The sequence below is a fragment of the Mucilaginibacter sp. P5_A6 genome, assembly GCF_056400585.1.
Genome location: NZ_JBFUKZ010000010.1, coordinates 151,945 through 174,450, shown reverse-complemented (window position 1 = coordinate 174,450; position 22,506 = coordinate 151,945). Strand labels below are relative to the sequence as shown.

At 42.5% G+C, this 22,506-nt stretch carries 18 protein-coding genes; 6 read left to right on the top strand and 12 right to left on the bottom strand.

Going from position 1 to position 22,506, the window contains the following annotated elements; translation table 11 throughout:
• Positions 1 to 131 precede the first annotated feature (131 nt).
• The 9 genes from AC1DO4_RS13490 to AC1DO4_RS13450 form a co-directional block, all read right to left on the bottom strand.
• Complete coding sequence (locus tag AC1DO4_RS13490) at positions 132 to 743, bottom strand: DUF4199 family protein (RefSeq protein ID WP_477416597.1); 612 nt, start codon at positions 741 to 743, stop codon at positions 132 to 134.
• A 22-nt stretch (positions 744 to 765) separates the two neighbouring features.
• Positions 766 to 1,434 carry a hypothetical protein gene (locus tag AC1DO4_RS13485; protein WP_477416595.1) on the bottom strand — a complete coding sequence of 223 codons (669 nt, stop codon included), beginning with the start codon at positions 1,432 to 1,434 and terminating at the stop codon, positions 766 to 768.
• Positions 1,435 to 1,441: 7 nt separating this feature from the next.
• The gene (locus AC1DO4_RS13480; RefSeq protein ID WP_477416593.1) at positions 1,442 to 2,692 is read right to left on the bottom strand and encodes a dihydroorotase; all 1,251 of its coding nucleotides are present in this window, start codon (positions 2,690 to 2,692) and stop codon (positions 1,442 to 1,444) included.
• A gap of 27 nt (positions 2,693 to 2,719) precedes the next feature.
• The gene (locus AC1DO4_RS13475) at positions 2,720 to 4,768 is read right to left on the bottom strand and encodes a BatA domain-containing protein (protein ID WP_477416591.1); all 2,049 of its coding nucleotides are present in this window, start codon (positions 4,766 to 4,768) and stop codon (positions 2,720 to 2,722) included.
• 206 nt (positions 4,769 to 4,974) lie between these two features.
• Positions 4,975 to 6,411 carry an alpha-L-fucosidase gene (locus tag AC1DO4_RS13470; RefSeq protein WP_477416589.1) on the bottom strand — a complete coding sequence of 479 codons (1,437 nt, stop codon included), beginning with the start codon at positions 6,409 to 6,411 and terminating at the stop codon, positions 4,975 to 4,977.
• Between the two features lie 166 nt (positions 6,412 to 6,577).
• Complete coding sequence (locus AC1DO4_RS13465; RefSeq protein ID WP_477416587.1) at positions 6,578 to 7,912, bottom strand: DUF2231 domain-containing protein; 1,335 nt, start codon at positions 7,910 to 7,912, stop codon at positions 6,578 to 6,580.
• Positions 7,909 to 9,018 (bottom strand): twin-arginine translocation signal domain-containing protein, encoded by a 1,110-nt coding sequence (locus tag AC1DO4_RS13460; RefSeq protein WP_477416585.1) that lies wholly within the window; start codon positions 9,016 to 9,018, stop codon positions 7,909 to 7,911. The genes AC1DO4_RS13465 and AC1DO4_RS13460 overlap by 4 nt, the downstream gene beginning before the upstream one ends.
• Positions 9,019 to 9,212: 194 nt before the next feature.
• Positions 9,213 to 10,727 (bottom strand): DUF1501 domain-containing protein, encoded by a 1,515-nt coding sequence (locus AC1DO4_RS13455; protein WP_477416583.1) that lies wholly within the window; start codon positions 10,725 to 10,727, stop codon positions 9,213 to 9,215.
• Positions 10,728 to 10,733: 6 nt separating this feature from the next.
• Positions 10,734 to 13,964: a DUF1553 domain-containing protein gene (locus tag AC1DO4_RS13450; protein ID WP_477416581.1), complete on the bottom strand. Its 3,231-nt coding sequence runs from the start codon at positions 13,962 to 13,964 to the stop codon at positions 10,734 to 10,736.
• Between the two features lie 148 nt (positions 13,965 to 14,112).
• On the opposite strand from AC1DO4_RS13450, the gene AC1DO4_RS13445 reads away from it, so the two are divergent.
• The 4 genes from AC1DO4_RS13445 to AC1DO4_RS13430 all read left to right on the top strand — a co-directional run bounded on the left by AC1DO4_RS13445 (position 14,113) and on the right by AC1DO4_RS13430 (position 17,991).
• Complete coding sequence (locus tag AC1DO4_RS13445) at positions 14,113 to 14,988, top strand: helix-turn-helix domain-containing protein (protein WP_477416578.1); 876 nt, start codon at positions 14,113 to 14,115, stop codon at positions 14,986 to 14,988.
• 104 nt (positions 14,989 to 15,092) lie between these two features.
• Entirely contained in the window at positions 15,093 to 16,478 is a 1,386-nt protein-coding gene (locus AC1DO4_RS13440) for a sensor histidine kinase (protein ID WP_477416576.1), read from the top strand.
• 88 nt (positions 16,479 to 16,566) lie between these two features.
• The gene (locus AC1DO4_RS13435; RefSeq protein ID WP_477408579.1) at positions 16,567 to 16,944 is read left to right on the top strand and encodes a response regulator; all 378 of its coding nucleotides are present in this window, start codon (positions 16,567 to 16,569) and stop codon (positions 16,942 to 16,944) included.
• 3 nt (positions 16,945 to 16,947) lie between these two features.
• Positions 16,948 to 17,991, top strand: a complete 1,044-nt coding sequence (locus AC1DO4_RS13430; RefSeq protein WP_477416574.1) for an adenylate/guanylate cyclase domain-containing protein — start codon at positions 16,948 to 16,950, stop codon at positions 17,989 to 17,991.
• 96 nt (positions 17,992 to 18,087) lie between these two features.
• Here the strand turns inward: AC1DO4_RS13430 and AC1DO4_RS13425 are convergent, their stop codons facing one another.
• A complete protein-coding gene (locus tag AC1DO4_RS13425) occupies positions 18,088 to 18,966 on the bottom strand; it encodes a YitT family protein (RefSeq protein WP_477416572.1) in 879 nt (292 codons plus the stop codon).
• A 10-nt stretch (positions 18,967 to 18,976) separates the two neighbouring features.
• Positions 18,977 to 19,558, bottom strand: a complete 582-nt coding sequence (locus AC1DO4_RS13420) for an HD domain-containing protein (protein ID WP_477416570.1) — start codon at positions 19,556 to 19,558, stop codon at positions 18,977 to 18,979.
• A gap of 121 nt (positions 19,559 to 19,679) precedes the next feature.
• Here AC1DO4_RS13420 and AC1DO4_RS13415 point away from each other — a divergent pair, with 121 nt between their 5' ends.
• Together AC1DO4_RS13415 and AC1DO4_RS13410 are read left to right on the top strand one after the other, a co-directional pair.
• Positions 19,680 to 20,918 carry a dicarboxylate/amino acid:cation symporter gene (locus AC1DO4_RS13415; protein WP_477416568.1) on the top strand — a complete coding sequence of 413 codons (1,239 nt, stop codon included), beginning with the start codon at positions 19,680 to 19,682 and terminating at the stop codon, positions 20,916 to 20,918.
• Positions 20,919 to 20,963: 45 nt separating this feature from the next.
• Positions 20,964 to 21,578, top strand: coding sequence for a trimeric intracellular cation channel family protein (locus tag AC1DO4_RS13410; protein ID WP_477416566.1), 615 nt, complete (start codon positions 20,964 to 20,966; stop codon positions 21,576 to 21,578).
• Position 21,579: 1 nt separating this feature from the next.
• On the opposite strand, the gene AC1DO4_RS13405 is transcribed toward AC1DO4_RS13410, so the two are convergent.
• Entirely contained in the window at positions 21,580 to 22,374 is a 795-nt protein-coding gene (locus AC1DO4_RS13405) for a PI-PLC domain-containing protein (RefSeq protein WP_477416565.1), read from the bottom strand.
• Between the last annotated feature and the right edge of the window lie 132 nt (positions 22,375 to 22,506).

Here is a 22,506-nt window from a genome sequence, read left to right as displayed (position 1 = left end):
CATAAATCAGCTATACTTCCGGATGTTTATTTATGCCCCGCGTTTGGATAAAGCTATTTTGCACCATTTTTATAAATAAAAACAGGCCCTTTCTTTACTAAAGAAAGGGCCTTAAATAAGAAAACAAAATACTAAACCATCGGTTCATTACCTCTATCGGGGTTGTAATAAATTAGCTCTCGCCTAAAAAACCCGGCGAATAGCAACGATAGTACAAATAAAAATATTATACTGATGCCTATCTCTTGTACTTTTTGAGGTATTGTTGCTTGCTTCTTTTGCCCCATCAGGTTTGATTGAATTTCTTTAACTTTTTGATCAATATCCTTTTGGCTTACCTTTCTGCTTTTAAAATCTGTTTTGGCAGCGTTAATTAGTGCTTTCTCGGTTTTATCAAGAATATTGGGTTCAACAAGTTTTACGAAAAGAATATCATTTAATAAAAACTGGGTAATGTATGCTGTTAAAAAAATAATAAATATCCCCCTGACAGCCTGTTTAAAACTCCAGTAACCACCAATTCTTGTTCTAAGTTTGATGATAAAGTAAATAGCGATACCAACGGGCAATACTATTGGAAAAAAAACGAAATAACCGGTAATAATTAAAATAGGCGAAGTTACCATTTGTGTTAGGTAATAAAACCTAAATATGCCTAAAAACGCGACTAAAAACCCTAAAAGCACTCCACTTATTATACCCCATTTTTTAAGCTCCCAGCTCATTGTTTCATTCATACTCATTAGGATTTATTAAAAAACTACCTTATTGAAAATTAACCAATATCTCTAAAACAGCCATGTCAAAATCTTTTTCCAAAGCGTTTTCGGCTATTACCGCTTTTGCTTCGGGCGATGGATCGGTGTTCTGAAAAAAGCACATCATTGGGTAAAACAATTCGACAAGTTCAGAGTCTTCCGGCAAGCTGTTAGCTACATTGGCTATTTCTTCAACCGGACTTTCCATCAGAATCTGGTTGGCAATAACGGGTTCGTAAATACGGTATTCATCCTGGAACTCATCCTCATCAACCAATAAAAACTCTTTAAGGTAGTCTTCAAGTTCTGGTTCAATATCTTCGTCTTCGCATTCGTTAAGGTACAATAGCAGGTTCAGCAGCTCGGTGCCACGATCAAGCGTTTGTTCTTCAATGTCTTCCCATTCAGGGGTATCCAGGTAATCCTCTTCCAGTTTCTTTACGTCAGCACTAAAGAAATTGATCAGCAGTAAATCAAAGAACACCTCGCGAAGTACCTCAACCTGGGGATTATTGTCAAACACTTCGTCCAAAGCATCCACTTTGGTTAAAAAATCTTCGTCTGATGCGAAAACATCACCGAAATCAGCGTTTAGTCCTGTAGCATCAAAGCTATTATATTTAGAAAATGCCTCTAAGGCAGCCTGGTAGGCCGTTTCTATTTTTGGATCGATCATAGTTTTTCTATTTAAGTATTTGTTGATTGTTATAGGTTAACAGCACTTTGCCCTTTAAGTTCTGCCCCACAAAGGGTGAATTTATCGACTTAGACAGGTTGTTTTTGCTGTTATATTCCCATGATGCATTTATATCAAAAAGCACTACGTTGGCTTTTTCTCCTTCGGCAATTACCGGCACCTCCACCCCTAAAATTTCCCGGGGGTTGATGGAAAGTTTCTCAACCAATAACTCCACTGGCAAGCCTGATAACAGGGCCAGCGCCAATGTTGTCTGGAAGCCTATTATACCATACTCGGCCACCTCAAACTCCACATCCTTAAACTCAATTTCGTGTGGGGTATGCTGCGATACAATGGCATCAATTGTGCCATCCTTTAAGCCCTTTATAAGCGCTTTAACATCATCTTTGGTACGCAGCGGAGGCTTTACCTTATATTGACTATCAAAGCCCAGCAAGGCTTCATCTGTGAGCACAAGATGATGGGCAGCCACATCGCAGGTAACTTCCAGGCCTTTACGTTTAGCCTCGCGAATAAGCTCAACAGAGCGGGCGGTTGATATGGTGCTGAAATGTATTTTTGATACCGTGTATTCGGCCAGATAAAGGTCACGGGCTATCATCAGTTCCTCGGCCAGCGAAGGAATTCCTTTCATACCCAGTAGCGTGCTGATCTCTCCTTCGTTCACCTTTGCCTTACCTGCTATAGCGGTATCTTCGGGGTACGAGAAAACCAGCGCGTCAAATCCCTGGGCATATAACAACGCACGCTCCATAAGGCCGGCATCCTGTACAGGGCGGTTGCCATCGGTAAAGGCTTTGGCCCCGCTTAAATACATATCGTACATTTCGGCCAGATCCTTTCCTTCGCGCTTGTGCGATATGGTTCCTAAAGGATACACATCTACCAGGTTGCCCTTTGCACGATTAAGCAGGTACTCAATTTCGGCTTTTGAATGTACAGGCGGCACGGTGTTTGGCATCATGGCCACACCGGTAAAACCGCCGGCGGCTGCTGCCCGGGTACCTGTACGCATATCCTCTTTGGTTTCCAACCCTAATTCGCCAATGTTGCAGTTAAGATCGAAAAAGCCGGGGGATACATATTTACCTTCGCCATCTACCAGGTCAGCATCGGCTTCAATATCTTCGGCAATGCGGGAGATAACCCCGTTTTTAATTAAAATATCGGCAACTTGTTGATGAAAAGGTGATCCGGGATCAAGGATAGTGGCAGATTTGATAAGCAAATTCATTAGCACTGCTTTAAGGATTTTTGTTGATTAAACTGATTGCTTTGCAGCCTGCATATCGGGTTTAAAGTACCTGATGAGCAAAATTTCGGCAGCCAGAAAAATCAATGCCAAAATTATACAAAGTTTCCATAATTGTGTACCTAAATTTGTTTCGGTAACAATACCTTTTAAAGATGCATTACCACCTGTAATTAAGGCGGTTGTTTTAGGCATAAATTCTTTTAAAGCAGAAGAAGTAAGATAGCTCATGTCAGATTCGCTGCGGTTATCATTAAAGGCCAGCGCGGCCAGCGTACTATCCTGCTTTTTTAAAGTATAAATTCCGGGCTGATGCAACTGATCTGATACATAAAGCAGCGTGCTTCCCTCCTGCTGTCGCACGTCCGGGATGCTGGTTTGTTCGCCTTTACTTAGCTTAAGCAATTGCTTTTCGCTAATCTGTACAGGTGGTATTTCCAAAGCTTCATCCTGCCCCAGGGTGTAAAACAGCGGCAGATCATGCCCGCTCAATAAAGCAATTCTGAACAATACCGGCACAAAAAGGGCATGCCTTGGCAGATTGCTAAAATCCTCGTGAAGTGGCACTGCAGATACATAAATTTTGCCCCGCCCGCTGGCATAACCAGCCAAAAAAGGCTGACCGGAAGCTAAAGTCATCAGGTTATCTGGAGTACCGTGCGAAGTACTTAACTGGTAATATTTTTTAACCGCGGGCAGGTCGGGGTTTGCGGGAAAGCTTTCGAAAACGTTTTTAAATACAGGGCTTTGGCGGTTAAGGCCGGATACCTTGCTTACTTCGGTTATTAGTTTTTCGGGATAGGCAGCATTCATAACTTGCAGAAACAAGCGATAATTTGCCAGATCGATATCAACCGGGGGAAAAATAACCAGTGTGCCTCCTTTGGATACAAAGGTTTTTAATTGCTGGGCCAGTCCCGAAGAAATGGCTTTAATATCACTTATGGCAATTAACGGGTAGCTATTTAATGCAGCGTAATCAACATTACCATCGGGTGTGCGTTGGATTTTAAAAAATGGATCGGCCCCGAAAACAGCCTTAAGATATGGGTTGGATATACCTCCATCTATCAACAAAACCGGCATCTGCTGCGCCACATTAAAGCTGAAATAAAACTTATTATCAAAAGTTACAGGATTATCCTGTAATTGCACTTCACCCTGTTGCCAGCCGGCCTTTAGGCCCATAAATGACAATGTATCGTTTTGTACCGACCGTGCTGCGAGGGTATAGCTGCCCAATGCTTTTTGGGCACCGTTTATTAATACTTTAAGTGGAATTTTCTCTGCCTTTTCGGCGGCATAATTATGCAGGCGAACAACCAGCTTTTCGCTTTCTCCGGGGCGATGTATGGCACTTAACAGCCAAACAGAATCAACAGCAACATTGGGCAGGTTGCCCGCCTTAAGCTGTATTAAACTGATAACTATGCCACTATCGGTTTTCAAAGGCTTACCGGCCATGTTTTTTTGCAGATCGGATATGATATAGACTGATCTAGCGGCGCCCGGCTGTGTCTCTAATAAACCCTGCTGCCTGCTAACGATCTGCTGCAGGGTACGGCTTTGGGGGCTGATCTTTACCTGGTCTACCTCGTCATTAAACTCATCACGGCTCAGCAAGCGCTGGTGGCGGCCTTCAAAATCCTGCGTAAGCAATTGGAAACGGTCATTTATATTGTATGCCGATGCTATTTCTTTGGCTTTTTGTTTGGCATCATCCAGCAACGAACCCTCGCGGTTAAGGGTTTGCATAGAATACGAATTATCAACAAAAACACTTACAGTATTCAGCCTTCCCACGTTAGCAGTGTTTTGAGCAGGGATAAAAGGCCGTGCAAAAGCAAAAACCAGGAAAGCCAATGCCAGTAATCTTGATGCAAGAATCAATCTTTCCTTTAAATTTCTGCGGGATGATTGCTGCTCCTGGATCTCCTTTAAAAATTGAACATTGCTGAAATTTACCTTCTGAAACTTACGAAAGTTGAATAAATGGATAAGTACAGGAATGGCTAACGTAAGTAATGCAAATAAAAAAGCCGGATAGATGAAATGCATATGTGCGGATTTCAGATTTCAGATGTGCAAATATGCAGATTTCGGGAGCCAAATGTGCAGATTTCAAATTTCAGCTGTATAAATTATTATAAAGGTTATAAAACAATAGCCTCAAATTTTTGAAAAATGAGGCTATGTTTTTTAATGGGTTAGTATTTGATTACTCAAACGAGATCTTCACATCTGTAATTTGTACATCTGCATATCTACTTCGTTTCGTTATAAACCTCAAACTCCGCAATACTTGGGGCGTTATCATATGTTTGGATAGACATGCGCACCTTATCGCCTTTTACCTGGTTAAAGCGGTTCACTTTTACCCTACTAAGATTTTCGCCCTCAAAAATTGTTTTCCAGGTAGCACCATCAAGATACTCCAGCTTGTATTTTTTTATGTTTGGCTTACTCTCAAAAACTACCACTGTGTTAAAAGGGGTACCAGGCTTTAAAGTTACCTCGTACCATGGGCTTTTTACCCTTGGGTTTGATTGCCAGGATGATCCAAAATCATCGTCATTGGCAAAGTCCATAATATTCGAGTCGTCGCTCCAGCTTGAATTAGCTGCTGCATGTTTAGCCAGGTTATGTGATATTATGGGCGCACCGGTTTCGCCTAACTTAGCCACCGGGCCTTCATTTTTCCATAGCTGACCTATTTGCTTTAAGCCTGCAAGCGCATTATCATCCATTAAACCATCGGTGTTTGGGGCCACATTAAGGATAAAATTACAGCTGGCGTTATTAAGCGGTACCAATACATCGTTTACCAGCTTGTTTACATCGCGTATCGGGGTTGTAGGGAAATTAGTTTTCCAGAACCAGCTGCTTTGTATAGGCAAGCAGGCCAGTGCCGGCATTTTGTTGGTTTCTTTTGATACACGCTGACCTGCACCCATTTCATAAGTTTTAATATCAGTATAATATAAACCTTCGGCCGGGTACTTGGCGCCGTTAAGATCCATCAACAAGCAGTTTGGCTGTAGCGATTTTACCAGTTTGTAAATTTCCTCAAACGGTACATCGTCATAAGAGATTCGCGACCATGGCGCGTCCCATCCATCAATTATCAGGGCTTCTATCTGTCCATAGTTGGTAAGCAACTCCGTAATTTGCTTTTTAACCATATCAATATGCTTTGGCTGGATCATATTAGGGCGTAAACGGTGATGGGTATCCAAAATTGAATAATACAACATCACCTTTAAACCTTGATCGCGGAATGCTTTGGCGTATTCCTTTACCACATCCCTCTTCAGCGGACTATGCATCACGTTATAATCAGTTGTTTTGGTATCCCATATGCAGAAACCGCTGTGATGCTTTGTTGTAAGGCAACCATAAGTCATATTGGCCGATTTTGCAGCCTTTGCCCACTGTACACAATCCAGTTTTGTTGGGTTAAATGCAGCAGCAGGTGTTTCTGGATCAGGCCAGTCGGCATCCTGGTATGTTGGAATATTAAAGTGAATGAACATGCCAAATCTCAGATCGACAAATTTTTGCTGTAATTCTGAAAGCGGGATTTGCGTTTTTGATGTGCTTTGAGCAATTGCATTTAATGTGCTTAAAATAACAGCACACATAAAAAAAGGTATCAGTTTCTTTTTCAAGATGATAGTTTGTTTTGTAATAGGATTGTTCATCGTCAGTTTTATTGCTGTTATGGTAACCGGTTAAGTTTACGTAATATTTCGTAAAAATGACTATTCAAAAGACTATTTGAAATGGATTATCATTTACCGTAATGGACAAAAAGCTTATTTTACTGTAAAACATTGATTAATGTGTATACAATAATTTAGTATTGGGTTAATTTGCTTGTTTAGCAGCCGTACCCCAGGTGTAGATTCTTTTTATGGCCGGATTTTTTTTCAGATTATTTACTGCGAGATCGGTTATTTTGGTTTGATTCAGGTTTACAGCTTCAAGATGCTTAAGCGATGCCAGGTTGTTACTAACGCCATCTGTCACCGGGTTTTTCCCKATGCGTAATTTCTCGAGGTTTGCAAATGATCTGAGGATAACGAGATCATTATCAGTAAAGTCATTACCTGATAAATTAAGCCAAACTACGTTTTTTGCCAGCGGCACCAGGTCATTTTTGATCTGCTCTATTTTCAGCCCCGATTTTTCGGGCAAAGTTATATCAAGCATAGCCGGTTTTTTCAGCATCATCCTTACCATTAACCCTTTGGCCCGTAAACGACCGATAGCTAAAGTATCAACATTTAAAGGAATATCCGGGTTAACGGCTTGTATAAAACCCTTTTCCTCTCCTTCGCTGCCTTCATCTTTAATAAAGCCAAGGTACGCTCCTATCTGTTGTTTTATTGAATCGGTATTTTTAAGCTGTGCCATATTTTTCCCTTGTACCGCACCGRCTTTCTCTATCCACCATTTGATGATCTTTATTTCGGTTTTGGTTAATGGCGGCTTACCATCGGCCGGCATAAAATCTTTATCGTCTGCACCAAGCGTAACGCGTTTGTAAAGTTCACTTTCGACTGGATTACCTGCTACTACAGCAGGGCCATTTTTGCCGCCTTTTAATAAGGTTTGCAAATTCTCTACAGAAAATCTACCTTTTAATTTGCCATCCTGGTGGCATTGGGAACATTTTTTTTGAAGTATAGGTCCAACTACGTCTTCATATATCATAGCGCTTTGAACGCTGACTGGTTTATCACGTACCTCCTGCATTAGTGTGCGCACAGTAAGATAATCATTTCCATGGGTTAGATTTGCCCCCTGGTGTCCGCTATAGCTCATCAAGCCCACCAAACCTATCAGCATAAAAGAAAACAGCATACCTGGCATGGATAGCTCTTTCTTAAACCTATCGGTAGTGATGGCATACAATAATCCGGAGATGAGTGTTAGTACAATCCCCGAAAATTTATGGTGACTTAATACCGCCTTATCATAATCGCCCGACAGGGAAAGCACATAACCAAATATGCAGGCCGTTGCTGCCGATATAAACCCGATGAGGAGTGTTACAGATACAGCAGGCTTTAAATTCTCATACTTTTTTTTGTAGGATAAAATATTAAAAACAGCCGCAAGCAAAATAAAGCCAATAGGTAAATGCACAATAAGCGGATGCAGGTGGCCGGCAAAAGTAAAGATGTTAGCTAACGTCATACACGGGTTAATTTTACCGGGGCCGTATGATAAGCATTCCACTGGCATACATAAACATTTTTGTCCTCATCAATACAAACATCATGGCCATGCTGAAAAACGGGGTTCGCCGCCTGTAAGGTTGGCTGCAAAACACCATTTTTGTATACAGGCGCAGTGCCACCAGGATTTGAGATCACTTTATTGTTTCCATCAAGCACCGTTACAAAGCCCGAATAATCAAAGCGCTGACCGCTGCTATTTTTTGACCAGCAAACTCCCGCATAAATATTCTGTTCATTAATTACCGCACGGCATACGTACATACCCGGCATATCAATCCGTTTAATGAACTTGCCATCCATGGTAAATACTTTAAAGCAATTTTCCTCGCGGGAGGTACAGATCAATGTAGGATTATTTTTATCGCGGGTATCAACAGTGATACCATGCGCGTTTACCAGGTTATGCTCTTTATTTGCATTGTTATGCCCGCCGAAATGACGGATGTACTGCCCTTTGCTATCGTAATGGATAATATAATCAGATCCATAACCATCGGCCACATAAATATCACCGTTGGGGGCTACAGCAGTCTCAGTTGGTTTAAAGGGCTCATTATCTTTATAAACACCAATGGTGCGTGGGTGACCAATGGCAAATATCAATTTACCATCAACCGTGGTTTTCAATACCTGGCCCGATTGCCCGTAAGAATTACCGGTTTTATCAACTGCCCAGCCGCAATCGGTAAGTAAAAGAAAATCTTCGCCCCCTTCTTTGCTTATGGTTAAGCCATGACCGCCCGGTAAGGCAGTTCCCCAGTAATCCAGCAGTTTGCCCGATTTATCAAATATCAGGATGTTATTCTGGGTATGATCACCCAGCATAATCAAACGACCTTTACTATCCTGAACCATTTCATGACAGTTGGCCAGCGGGTGACTGTTTACGCTGATTTTGGCCCATCCTCTATCAACTTTGTATGTAAAACCACCCTGACCGATGGTTTGATCATCCGGTTTTAAATCCTTGTGTAAAATAGCAAAGCTGTTTACCGGCGATGCGGCAACCAAAGCCGATGCAATGGCCGTTTTTTTTATAAAATCTCTTCTTGAGTTCTCCATGGTTAATTTAGTAGTTAGTAATTGGTATCAAGACAGGCAGAGGCCTTGACTTGATTAATAGATTCTAATATCAGGTTTATTTTTCTCATTTGTATGTACAAATACGTTTTAGTATCAAGTATTCAGTAGCAAGTTTGAAAAGCCGTATGCAGAATCCTACTTGCTACTGAATACTTGATACTAACTACCTGACACTAAACCAATATATCTTTCACAACTTTTCCTTCCACATCCGTAAGCCTGAAACGCCTTCCCTGGAATTTATAGGTAAGTCTTTCGTGATCTATCCCCATCAGGTGCATCAGCGTGGCCTGAAAATCATGCACATGCACCGGGTCTTTCACTATGTTATAGCTAAAGTCATCGGTTTCGCCGTAGCTTATACCGGGCTTTACCCCGGCGCCGGCCATCCACATGGTAAAGCAGCGCGGGTGGTGGTCGCGGCCATAATCATTGGCTGTCAATTTACCCTGCGAATAAACGGTACGACCAAATTCGCCTCCCCAGATTACCAGGGTATCTTCCAGCAATCCGCGTTGTTTCAGGTCTTTGATCAGGGCGGCGGTTGCCTGGTCGGTAGCTTTGCATTGCGTTGCAATTGCCGAAGGCAGGCTTGAATGCTGATCCCATCCCTGGTGGTAGAGCTGCACAAATTTCACATCTTTTTCAAGCAATTTTCGCGCAAGCAAACAATTGGCTGCATAGGTACCCGAGTCGCGACTATCGGGGCCGTACATTTCAAAAACTTCATCAGGCTCATCGGCAGTGCTCATTACTTCGGGTACCGATGTTTGCATGCGATAGGCCATTTCGTATTGAGCTATTCTTGCTTCCACTTCCGGATCACCGTAGGCCGCATTTTGCATCTGATTTAGTTTGGATAAATATTCAAGCATCTCTTTCCTGTCCTTCCCATCATAACCATCGGGATTATTGAGAAACAAAACAGGATCTTTCCCTGCCCTGAACTGAACTCCCTGGTGTTTGGATGGCAGAAATCCATTACCCCACAAACGGGCGTACAAAGGCTGGTCTTTTTGCCCATTTTTGGATACCAGGACAATAAAAGTTGGGAGGTTATTATTATCCGATCCCAAACCGTAGCTAATCCACGAACCGATAGAAGGACGACCTGGCAACTGGTTACCTGTTTGAAAAAAGGTAATTGCAGGATCGTGATTAATAGCTTCTGAATGCATTGATTTTACGATACATAACTCATCAACTACCTGCGCCGTAAAGGGCATCAGCTCGCTCATCCACGTTTGGCTTTGGCCATGCTGGTTAAATTTATAGTACGACGGCACCATGGGCAGGGCACTTTGGTTGGCGCTCATCCCTGTAAGTCGTTGTCCCTTACGCACCGAATCGGGCAGGTTTTGGCCAAGCATCGAAGCTAATCTGGGCTTATAGTCAAAAGTTTCAAACTGGGATGGCCCGCCGCTCTGGAACAAGTATACTACCCTTTTTGCCTTTGGCGCAAAGTGCGGCAAGGCTTTTAAAATGTCAGCCTCCAGATCGCCAGATGAACCAGGTGCTGCTTTAGGCGAATTACCAAAAAGACTGCTCCCAAATAACGATCCGACAGCTAACGCCCCCAAACCCAGCGAGGTTTTGGTCAGGAAGTTCCGCCTATCGAGTTTTTTGTTGAGCTCATTAAATTCGGGCGTATGAAGCCTAAACTCCTCATCATGGTGAAAATCTGGCATATTCTTTTATCTTTTGGTTAATGATGCATCTGAATTTAATATCGTGCTGGCAACAACTGTGTTGGCCGCAATTAAAGCAGTATCAAGCTTTTTATCTATCTTATACTGACCGGCATTTAGCCACCCCGTTTGTTTTTCGGGATGTTCTCTGAATTTCTTTAACTCCACTTGCTGCAGGGTAAGCAACAGGTTAACTTCATTTAGCATAGGCTTTCGCCCTGTTAATTTGCGATAGATGGCAGTAATAGCTGTACGACTATCGCCGGAACGCGCCATCTGCTCGCCCATTACCCTGGCAGCTTCAACAAAAGTGGGATCGTTTAGAGTAACCAGTGCTTGTAGCGGAGTATTGGTTTTTTGTCTGCGCATAATGCAATAACTGCGTGATGAGGCATCGAATGTTGCAAGCGTTGGGTTTGGTACTGATCGTTTGATGATTACATACAAGCTGCGCCTGTAAACCGCTTTACCGGTATCGGGTGTATAACTGGTATTGTTTATTTCCCATAAACCTTCAGGTTGGTATGGCTTTACACTTTTTCCACCTATCCTGGTATTTAGCAATCCACTGGCTAATAATGCATTGTCGCGAATCATCTCGGCCTGCATCCTATACGCGGGACCATGAGACAGATAACGGTTCTCCGGATCTTTCTCCGCTACCTCCTTTGTAGCACGTGAATCCTGCCGGTAAGTTGCCGACATTACGATCATCTTATTTAAAGCTTTCACATTCCATCCCGATTCAACAAAGGTAGTGGCCAGCCAGTCCAACAGTTCGGGATGACTTGGCATTTCGCCCTGGTTGCCAAAATCTTCAGCGGTTTTCACGATTCCTGTACCAAAAAAGTTCTGCCAGAAACGGTTCATTGCTACCCTCGCCGCTAAAGGATTATTTGGATTAGTAACCCATTGCGCCAATCCGTATCGGTTTTTAGGCAAATCCTTAGGAAAAGGCAATATAGCTTCCGGCGTATTAGGATAAACCTGTTCGCCAGGCATATCGTAATTACCCCGTTTAAGCAGGAACGTTTTTTTAGCCTTTGGCATTTCCCGCATCACCATAAGCTCCTCAATATTCTCGGTCGAGTCGGATAAAGTAGTTCTTAGCGCGGTTAATTTGCTATCTTCGGCAAGCACACCGGGATCAACAGCGGTTAAGTAATACGTTTTCAGATCAGCAACCTCGGCCGGTGATAATGCAGTTTTATCCTTCCCTGCAATTTGTGCCCAGTTTGCCTTTTGTGCCAGGGTTTTCACTTCAAACGGTGTAAGGGTACGGTTATAAACGGTAATATCATCCACCTTGCCATCCTTAAATCCACGGCCCCGCCACCATGCTCCTATCTGCAAACCCGGTTGCGATCCGCCCGTGAACAGGATGTCTTTTGTAAGCTCATCCATAGTGGTTTCCATCTTCATTTCGGTGCCATCCAGGTACAGTTTAAAACCGCCAGCTTTTGATGAACCATCATAAGTTGCCGTCAGCTGGATCCATTTATCGCGCGGAACATCGCTGATACTCACCCTGGTGATAGCATTTGAAGGACCGGTATGCGTCATATTCAGTTCCAGCTTATTATTTTTTAGGTAGAGGTGATATCCTTTGAAATTATATAAACGCTCTGCACTGCTTTTATGGAATATTACGCTCTCTGTAAGTTGCCTGGGGATATTTACCCAAATGCCGATACTAAATGGCTGCGATCTCCTGAAAATACCTGCCTTATTTAAATCAAACCAGGTATCACCATTTAGTACTAATGCTTTGCCATTGCCCCGGTTTTCAAACACAGCAGCATCACCGGGCTGGCCTGTTTCGCGTTTCATTACACCGATATCTTTAGGATTAACCTTATTTACCAGGTCGCCATTATTAAATGTGTAATAAGCCTGCAAACCATTACCGGGGATCTTATCGGCAGCAAGCTTTTTATAGTTGCCATCAGTAAGCCATTTATCAAAACCGGTTGTCGCCTTACTTTGGGTTTGCTTAATAATGTGTTGTTCCTGCACTATATTGTTATTAATATATTGCAAAATCTTCTCCTTTTGTTTTGTAGGTAACATCAGCGTTGGCGTTGGCAGTGCATCGTCATAAGATATCTGCCCGGCCTCCTTCACATTATTAAAAAAGCTAAACAGTTCGTAATAGTTCTTTTGCGAAATAGGGTCGAATTTATGGTCGTGACATTTGGCGCAACCTACCGACATCCCCAGCACCGCGTTACCGAAAGTATTTGTGCGGTCTACCACATATTCGGTTTGAAATTCTTCCTCGATGATTCCCCCTTCCATATTTTGCTGATGGTTACGATTAAATGCAGTGGCGATGATCATATCGCGCGTGGGGTGCGGCATCAAATCGCCGGCCAGTTGCCATTGGATAAATTTATCGTAACTAAAATTGGTGTTAAAAGCTTTGATCACCCAATCGCGGTAGGGCGACATATCCCTGATCCTATCCACCGTATAGCCATGCGAATCGGCATAACGGGCAACATCCAGCCAGTCAACAGCCATTTTTTCACCATAATGTGGCGATTTCAGCAGGCGGTCTACCTGTTTTTCATAAGCATTGGGTGAGGTATCCTTTAAAAAATCATCTATCTCCTCCAATGTTGGAGGCAAACCTGTAAGGTCGAGCGATACACGGCGCAACAACAATTCCTTACCGGCTTCTTTAGACGGTTGAAGTTTTTGCTGTTTTAGCTTAGCCTGTATAAAATTGTCAATAGGGTTGTTAACCTTACCGTCTGCATCGGGCACATCCGGTTTTACGGGTTTTACAAATGCCCAGTGGGGTTTATATACCGCCCCATCTTTAATCCACTTAATCAGCACGGCCTTTTCATTAGCTGTAAGGGTATGGTGCGATTCGGGTGAAGGCATCATGTACTTAGGATCATCAGACAAGATGCGGTGAAAAAACTCACTGCCATCCAAATTGCCCGGATCAATGGCCACTTTACCTTTATCCTCGGGCAGTTCGGCATAAGCGAATTCCGCGATATCTAACCTTAACCCTGCTTTTTGTTTATTTTTATCGGGGCCGTGGCAGGCAAAACATTTATCAGAAAGGATGGGTTTTACGTCGATATTATAATCAAGTTTGCCGGGTAATGCATCATAGGCCACCTTCACATCAGGCGGCAAATCAACCGACGATGAATAAAAGTATAATGCAATTCCTGATACCAATACAACACTAAGCAGTATAAAAAATGGTCTTCGCATGAAGTAAATTACCTGGTTTATAATTAAGATAAATCTACATGGTGTAATCGGATAAAAATTTCACAAACACAACTTAAGTTAGCACAAATCCGACTTTTTTAAATTGCTTGTCTATAATTTTTGTTTACATTGCAATCATTATAGGCTAATGAACAGAAGCATTTTAAGATCGACTTTTAGTTTGCTGAATACCGACCATGTAGAGCTGAACAAAAACTGGAACTATAAAAACGTGACCAGTACCTTTTACCGACTGTACTATATTGATGGTGGCGAAGGTTTACTATATAATGCCGACAGCAGCATTAAACTGGAACCAGAATTTGTATATCTTATACCAAGCTTTACTACTTGCAATTATTATTGTGATAACTATTTAAGTCAGTACTATATCTGCTTTGCCGAAGAATCGATTGATGGGGCATCTCTATTTTCATCCAACCGCAAGTTATTTAAAATAAAAGCTACAGATAATGCATTGCAATATTTTAAACGCATACTGCATTTAAACCCCAACCGGACTTTGTATATATCCTACAATCCAAAGGTGTATGAGAAGCGCCCGGTACAAAAAACCTTTGAGGAATTGAACGAACAAATGCATGCCCATGCTTATATGGAAACCTATGGATTGCTTTTGCAACTGGTATCGATGTTTTTAAAACCGGATGTTTTTTTAATGGAAGATAAAAGCATCATTCATTCTAAAATATCAGATGCTATAAATTACATACAAACCAACCTGCAACAAAACATTACCGTAGCCCACCTTGCCAAGCGGGCCAATCATAATACTGACTACTTTTCGCGCCTGTTTTTTGAAAATACAGGAGAACGGCCATTACCTTATATCCAATCAAAACGTATTGAGCAGGCGCAATTGTTGCTTAGCACAACCAACCTGCCTTTTTATGATATAGCCGCCGAAACCGGTTTTGAAAGCCTTGCCTATTTTTCAAGGGTATTCAGGAATATTACCGGGCAAACACCCGGATCGTATAAAAAAAACAGCCTGGTGATGTAGTGGGCTTCCTGATTTCTCTATTAAATTCTGATTAATGCAAATAAAATATTAGTTTTAAAACTGTTTGCCTAAACATCCGGCGCAAATTGAAAATTTGATTCTTTATGATAGGAGTAGAACCCGCTGTAACCATTTTTCTTTGTACCCAGCTACGCAAAAGTTTAAAAGACAGGGGTATTGTTAGCGAATGGGATAAGTACCTGATGTATGTTTTATATGGCGCGGTTGCCATAATGATGGGGAGCATTTTTCTTGAAAAAGAAGGACTCATCAGATGGGCAGGTCACGTGTTGTTAGTCTGGCTAATTTCGTTGCCCTTTACAAGGCCTGAGTTTAAAGAAAATAGGTCCATCATTAACTGGGTGCTTCCTTTTGCTGCCGCTGTTATTGTAAGCGACCTTATATTGCTGGTTGTACCCAAATTTCATGAGAATCACGAAGAACTTTTTAACAACTTTATAAACTTTACTATGCTTTGGGTTTTTGCCATGTGGTGGATAAACCGCAAGCAGGCCAAAGCACTTGAAACCGAGCGCGTAAAACGCCGCAATGAGGAGGAGCAAAACCGGATGATGGCGGCCATGAAAGTTAACCTGGAAAGTGAGGTAAAACAACGCACTGCCGAGCTTACCAACCAAAAAGAGGAATTACAAACTACCCTCGCCGAACTTAAAAGCACCCAGGCACAACTGGTACAGCAGGAAAAAATGGCTTCATTAGGTGAGCTTACCGCTGGTATAGCCCATGAAATTCAAAACCCTTTAAATTTTGTAAATAATTTTAGCGAGGTAAGTATTGAATTATTGGATGAGTTAAAGGATGAGGTATTTAGCAAATTGCCCGATGATGTTAAGCAGGAAGCAGATGACATCATAAGCGATATCACCCAAAACCTTACCAAAATAAACCAGCATGGCAAACGTGCCGATGCCATTGTAAAAGGCATGCTGCAACACTCGCGCACTACTACCGGTAAAAAAGAACCTACTGATGTAAATGCCCTTGCCGATGAATACCTGCGTTTAAGCTACCACGGTTTGCGGGCTAAAGACAAAATGTTTAATGCCGGCATGAAAACCAGCTTTGATGAAAGCATTGGTAAAATTGAGGCCATTCCGCAGGATCTGGGCAGGGTATTGCTCAATCTTTTTAATAATTCTTTTTATTCCGTTGCCGAAAAGAAAAAGCAGAACATTGCCGGTTATGAACCTACTGTAAGCGTAGTCACCAAAAAGATTAAAAACCCGGCGGGCTTAAGCGCGGTTGAAATAACGGTAAGCGATAATGGTACCGGCATACCACAAAAGGTATTGGATAAAATATACCAGCCGTTTTTTACCACCAAACCAACCGGGCAGGGAACCGGGTTAGGCTTATCTATGAGTTATGACATCATCACCAAAGGCCATGGCGGCGACTTGAAGGTTGAGACTGCAGAAGGTGAATTTGCCCGGTTCATCATTACCATTCCTGATATAAAAGCTAATTAATAGTATTTAGCATACAAGCTGACAAGAATTATGCTTTAACTATCTTTAATAAATAAACACAAAATTTAACTTTGGATTATATTTACATATGAAGATACTTGTTGTTGATGACGAGGCGGATGTACAACCACTGTTTTTGCAACGTTTTCGCAAAGAGATAAAAAGCGGGGAAACTGAGTTTAATTTTGCGCTATCAGGCGAGGAAGCGATGGCATTTCTGGCAGTTAATCATTCTGAAGTGGTGCTGATCTTATCTGACATCAACATGCCCGGGATGACCGGCCTGGAGCTTCTTGATAAAATAAGGCATACTTATGAAAAACCGCCACCGGTTGTGATGATGATTACCGCTTATGGCGATGACGAGAATTATAAGCGGTCGATGGAATTGGGCGCCGACGATTTTTTAACCAAACCGCTTGATTTTAATAATTTAAAGGAAAAACTAAAACACATAGAACAATAAATAATGGCCAAGATACTGGTGGTTGATGACGAATTAGACCTGGAATTACTCATAAAACAAAAATTCAGGAAAAAGATCCGCGAAAAGGTGTATGATTTTGTATTCGCCCACAATGGTTTTGAAGCATTAATCAAACTTGCCGAGGAACCTGATATTGATATGGTATTGAGCGACATCAATATGCCCGAAATGGATGGCCTTACCCTGCTTACCAAACTGCCCGAGTGCAACCCTATCCTAAAAGCGGTAATGGTATCGGCCTACAGCGATATGGATAACATCCGTACCGCCATGAACCGTGGCGCCTTTGATTTTGTGTGTAAGCCGGTAAACTTTGACGACCTGGATATCACCATCGAAAAAACTTTATTGCATGTTGTAGAACTGAAGAAAACCATGCAGGCCATTAAGGAGAATAACATTCTTAAAATGTATGTAGATGAGAATGTGCTCAACTTTATGACTACCAAGGAATTTGAGAACAGCCTGCTGAGTAACGAAACGATAGATGCCACCGTATTATTTATTGATGTGTGCAGCTTTACGGCTATATCCGAGCATGTACCTGCTAATACCGTAGTAAACCTGCTGAACAAGCTGTTTGACGTGATGGTTAAAGAAATTATTGCTCAAAACGGCCATATTGATAAATTTATGGGCGACGCAGTAATGGCTATATTTCGCGGAGAATACCACCTTGACCGCGCCATAGATGCCGCCCTTGCCGTGCGCGAAAAAATGCATGCTACCGAAGCAATTAAATATGGTAATAAAACCTTTAAGCCCGAAGTATCCATCGGCATTAATTCGGGCGAGATGATCTCGGGCAATATTGGTTCGGCTTCGTTAAAACGTTTGGACTATACGGTAATTGGCGATGCGGTAAACCTGGCCCAGCGCCTGCAGGGGGTAGCCCAGGCCAACCAGATCATTGTAACCGAAGAAGTGTACCACAAAGCCAAAGAATCATTCGAATTAAAAAAGATTGGCGAAGTAAGTCTGAAAAACAAGGCGAAAGCGGTGGAAATTTATGAAGTAGTGAGTTAGTGAATGGTGAGTGGTGAATTGTGAGTAGTGAGTAGTTGTATGTTTAAGCATATTGAATTAACTACTCACTATTCACCACTCACAACTCACTTCAAATCAATGTTCCCTTACCCTTTTCTTTAGCACCCCGCCTGCTGCTTCCTTAATGCTATTTGTAAATACAAAAGCCTTGGGATCTATACTGTGGACCAGGTTTTTTAGGCGGCGAACCTCAAAGCGGGTTATTACGGTGAAAATGATATCAACCGGTTGGTGTACATCAAAGCTTTCTTTTAAAAAACCGCGCTCGCCTTTGTAAACAGTGATACCGCGGCCAAGCTCCATAACCAGTTTTTCTTTAATAATCTCACTTTGGCCGGATATGATATTAACGGCGGTATATTCTTCTAAACCATCAATTACAAAACTTATGGTACGCGAAGCGGTATAATAGGTTAATATAGAGTACAATGCCGTTGGAAGCCCGAGTTCAAAGGCGGCGATTAAAAAGATAATGATATTGATACCTAAAATAATCTCGCTGATGGTAAAGCTGCTGCGTTTAAGCGTGTAAAGAGCCAAAATTTCGATACCATCAAGTGCGCAGCCTCCACGGATGGAAAGCCCTACGCCCAGGCCCATAAACACCCCACCGAATATAGATACCAGCAGCTTATCAGATGTGATAACCGGGTAAGGCACATAATGCAGGCAAATGCCCAATGCAACAACGCAGGCAAAGGTTTTAAATGCGAATGCCCGGTTTACCTGGAACATCCCCATGATGATAAAGGGGATATTGGCAATTACAATAACAAATGCGATATTGATATGGTAAAGCTCATGAATGAGCAGGGAAATACCGGTTACTCCGCCATCAAAAAATTTGTTGGGGACCAGGAAGCCTTTTAAGGCAAAGCCGCAAAATAAGATCCCTATAATTACGGTAACTACATCCTTAATTATTTCAGGTAAACTATGCTCCGGTTTAGACATGTATAGTGTTTTAAATTAATGTTTTAATTATTTCCTGCAGATGCTTTTCCTTGGTAGCCGCCCTTAAACCGATAGCTGTTTTGGTAAAGTAATGATGACTTTTTAGAAAGCTTACCTGTTGTTTATCCCACTCCTGTTTATTATCCAGTTTTTGGGTTATTACAAGTTCCGAAAATAACCTTTTACTAAGTATAAAAAAATCATTCCGGCCTAAATAATCCAAATCAGCATCACAAATAATTTCGCCCAGTTTATTTTTCGGGTCATGGGGCAGCTTAGTGGCCATAATGATATCACAGATCTGATCTGTCTCTTCAGTTGAATAACCAAACCCCGGCAGGTATTCACGTACAATTTTACAGGAATTGATTTCATGATCTTGCTGCCCATGCACCAGAAAACCAGCGTCATGAAACAGGGCGGCTGTTAACAACAAGGCTGTATCCTCCCCGCTTATCCCCTCTTCTAATGCAATTTGTTTAGCCGCTGCGTAAACATCTTCGGCATGTATGGCATTGTGGTAATAAAAATGAGCCGGGAGTTCCCGGTTTATTTTATTCAGTATAAATTCCCCGGCCTTATCAATCTGCATTTATATAAAAATTGGCTGCTAATATAACAAATTGCCATACGCGAGACGCAAATATGTGATTCTGCATTTTGTTTTTTGACAGTGCCACACCACATATGCCCTATATTATTATATTAGCTAAATGAATAGTTGGTTTAAGAGTTATAAAGGCATCATATTCCTGATAGGGGGCATTATAGCCGGCAGTATTGCCGGTATATTTTTGGGTGATAAGGTTAACATCATCAAACCCATAGGCGATATTTTCCTTAACCTGCTGTTTACAGCGGTTGTTCCGCTGGTTTTCTTCGCTATCGCRTCGGCCATTGCGGGATTGGATAGCTCTAATAAACTGGGTAAATTATTGGGTATTACTTCGCTTGTATTTGTAGGCACCGTACTTGTTGCAGCCATAATAACTATTATCGCCATCTGGATCTTCCCCATACACCAGCATTTGGTGGCCAGCCCAATCACCGAGGCCATTGTTAAAAAACCACTTGGCGATCAATTAACCAATCTGTTCACTACCAGCGAATTTTACCAGCTGCTCTCCCGTAAAAGCATGATGGCCATGATCATATTTTCGGTGCTGATAGGTTTTGCCACCCTACGCTCGGGTGAAAAAGGTGCTGCCTTCGCACGTTTTCTACATAGCGGTAACGAGGTGTTTAAAAATATATTTATCCTTATCATGAAACTGGGCCCAATTGGTTTGGGGGCCTATTTTGCCTACCAGGTTGGTGTATTCGGTCCGCAATTATTTGGAGGATATGCCCGCTCAATGGCTTTGTACTATGGTGTTGGTGCATTTTATTTTGTGGTGATATTTAGTCTTTACGCGTTTATAGCAGGCGGCGTAACTGCCGTAAAAAGATACTGGCGTAATAACATTATCCCATCGGCAACAGCGGTGGGCACCTGCAGCAGCATTGCCACCATACCGGCAAACCTTGATGCGGCAAAAAAAATGGGCATCTCAGATGTTATTGCCAACGTTACCATCCCGCTGGGTGGTACGCTGCATAAAGATGGTTCAAGCATCTCATCCATTGTAAAAATGGCTGTGGTGTTTGCCTTGTTTGGTAAAAGTTTTAACAGTGCCGATACCATAGCTATTGCCCTGGCCATGACGGTTTTGGTTAGTTTGGTAGAAGGCGGCATCCCCAACGGTGGCTATATTGGCGAATTGCTGTTCATATCAGCCTACGGTTTCCCGCCCGAGGCCCTACCCCCGGCCATGATCATAGGGACATTGGTTGATCCTATGGCAACTTTGCTAAATGCCACAGGCGATACTGTAGCCGCGATGCTGGTTTCCCGTTTTGTAGATGGGAAAAATTGGTTGTCTGCGCGCCCCCGCCAACTGGAAAGTGAGTAGTCCTCAAATAATTATATTTGTTAAACAAGCCTTAATACATCATCCATGCTGCACATTTTATACATCATAGCTATTATTGCCGAAGCCATGACTGCTGCCCTATCTGCCGGGCGAAGGGACATGGATTGGGTAGGCGTTTGTATTATAGCATGGGTTACCGCATTAGGAGGCGGTACTGTGCGTAATATTTTGTTTAACCATTACCCCATGAGCTGGGTTGAACACCCCGAATACCTGTTGATAACCGCAGGGGCCGCTATACTGGCTGCTGTAATAGCCAGGCTCATGACCAAAATGAAAACGCTTTTCCTGTATCTTGATGCTTTGGGTTTGGTAGTGTTTACCATTATAGGTTGCCAGATAGCCCAGGAAATAAACCTGCCTGCTACCATCATTCTATTAAGCGGGATGATAACGGGTTGCGCAGGTGGTGTATTGCGCGACGTACTGTGTAACGAAGTGCCGCTGTTGTTTCGCAAAGAAGTTTACGCCAGTGCTGCTATTGTTACCGGGGCGGCATATCTGGGTATAGAATATTTGGGCGCACCTGCAGGTGTCGCTATTATTATAGCCTGCACCATTGGCCTTGCGCTGCGTTTATTATCCATCAAATACAATTGGCAAATGCCCAAATTTGTTTACCGCGAGGAATGGCATTAGGCTATTTTAGCGCCTTTTTATTCCTGTCATTTAAAAAGTTGCCCATTTTTTCTACTTTGTCTGTGCCTATCACATCAACGCCTAAGCCTATTAAGGCATGCCATGCGGTTTTGTTATCCGGCGTTTCCCAAAAGCGGATCATTTTACCGGCATTGTGTACGCTATCAATTACACCAAGCAATTTGGCAGTCTCAGCCTTGGAGATTTTACCCCTGCCCTTCCACTGGCTGTATTTGGTAAAATTATAGCTCAGCAAACTTATGCGCTGCCATTGCTGCGGGGTAAATCCTGTTATGTGACCAACATCAAAGGTGAGCCAGGTTGGGTAATTAGCAAGCTCGGCCGCTGGCGGTACCCCGCCGGTTATTACTACATGCAACCTGCCAGGCAATCCGTTAACCACAGCGTAATCCATCAATGGCTCCAGTTCCTTTATAATCAAAGGCATCAGGATATGGTAATCTACCTTTAAATCAATCAGGAGCCTTAACTGCCTCGCGGTATCCACCTTGAGTTTTTTTACCAAAGGATCGATATACATTTTTTTCAATGTACGTTCTGCCCTGATCTCTTTTTCGGAATGGGCAACCATCAGTTTACCCTTAACGGCGAACACATCTGCCTCAATAGAACCAAAACCTTTATCATAGGCCCCATAAAACGGGTTCTTATTTACATAATCGTTATGCGCATGGGCGTCGGCCACTGTATAGATTTGCTTTTTTTGCGCAAAAACAACATTGGCAGCGTTAAGAAACGCCGCCAATGTGATTGTTATTTTTAGTAGTTTGTTCATGGTTTCTTATGTAGCACTAAGTCATCCTGTCCGCCAACCGGTCGGATCAGGATCCCACAGGGCAGGTGACCGTTATGCCGTACACTTTGCAGATGGGGTGCCGAAACAAGTTCGGCATGACTTCGGGTTTCA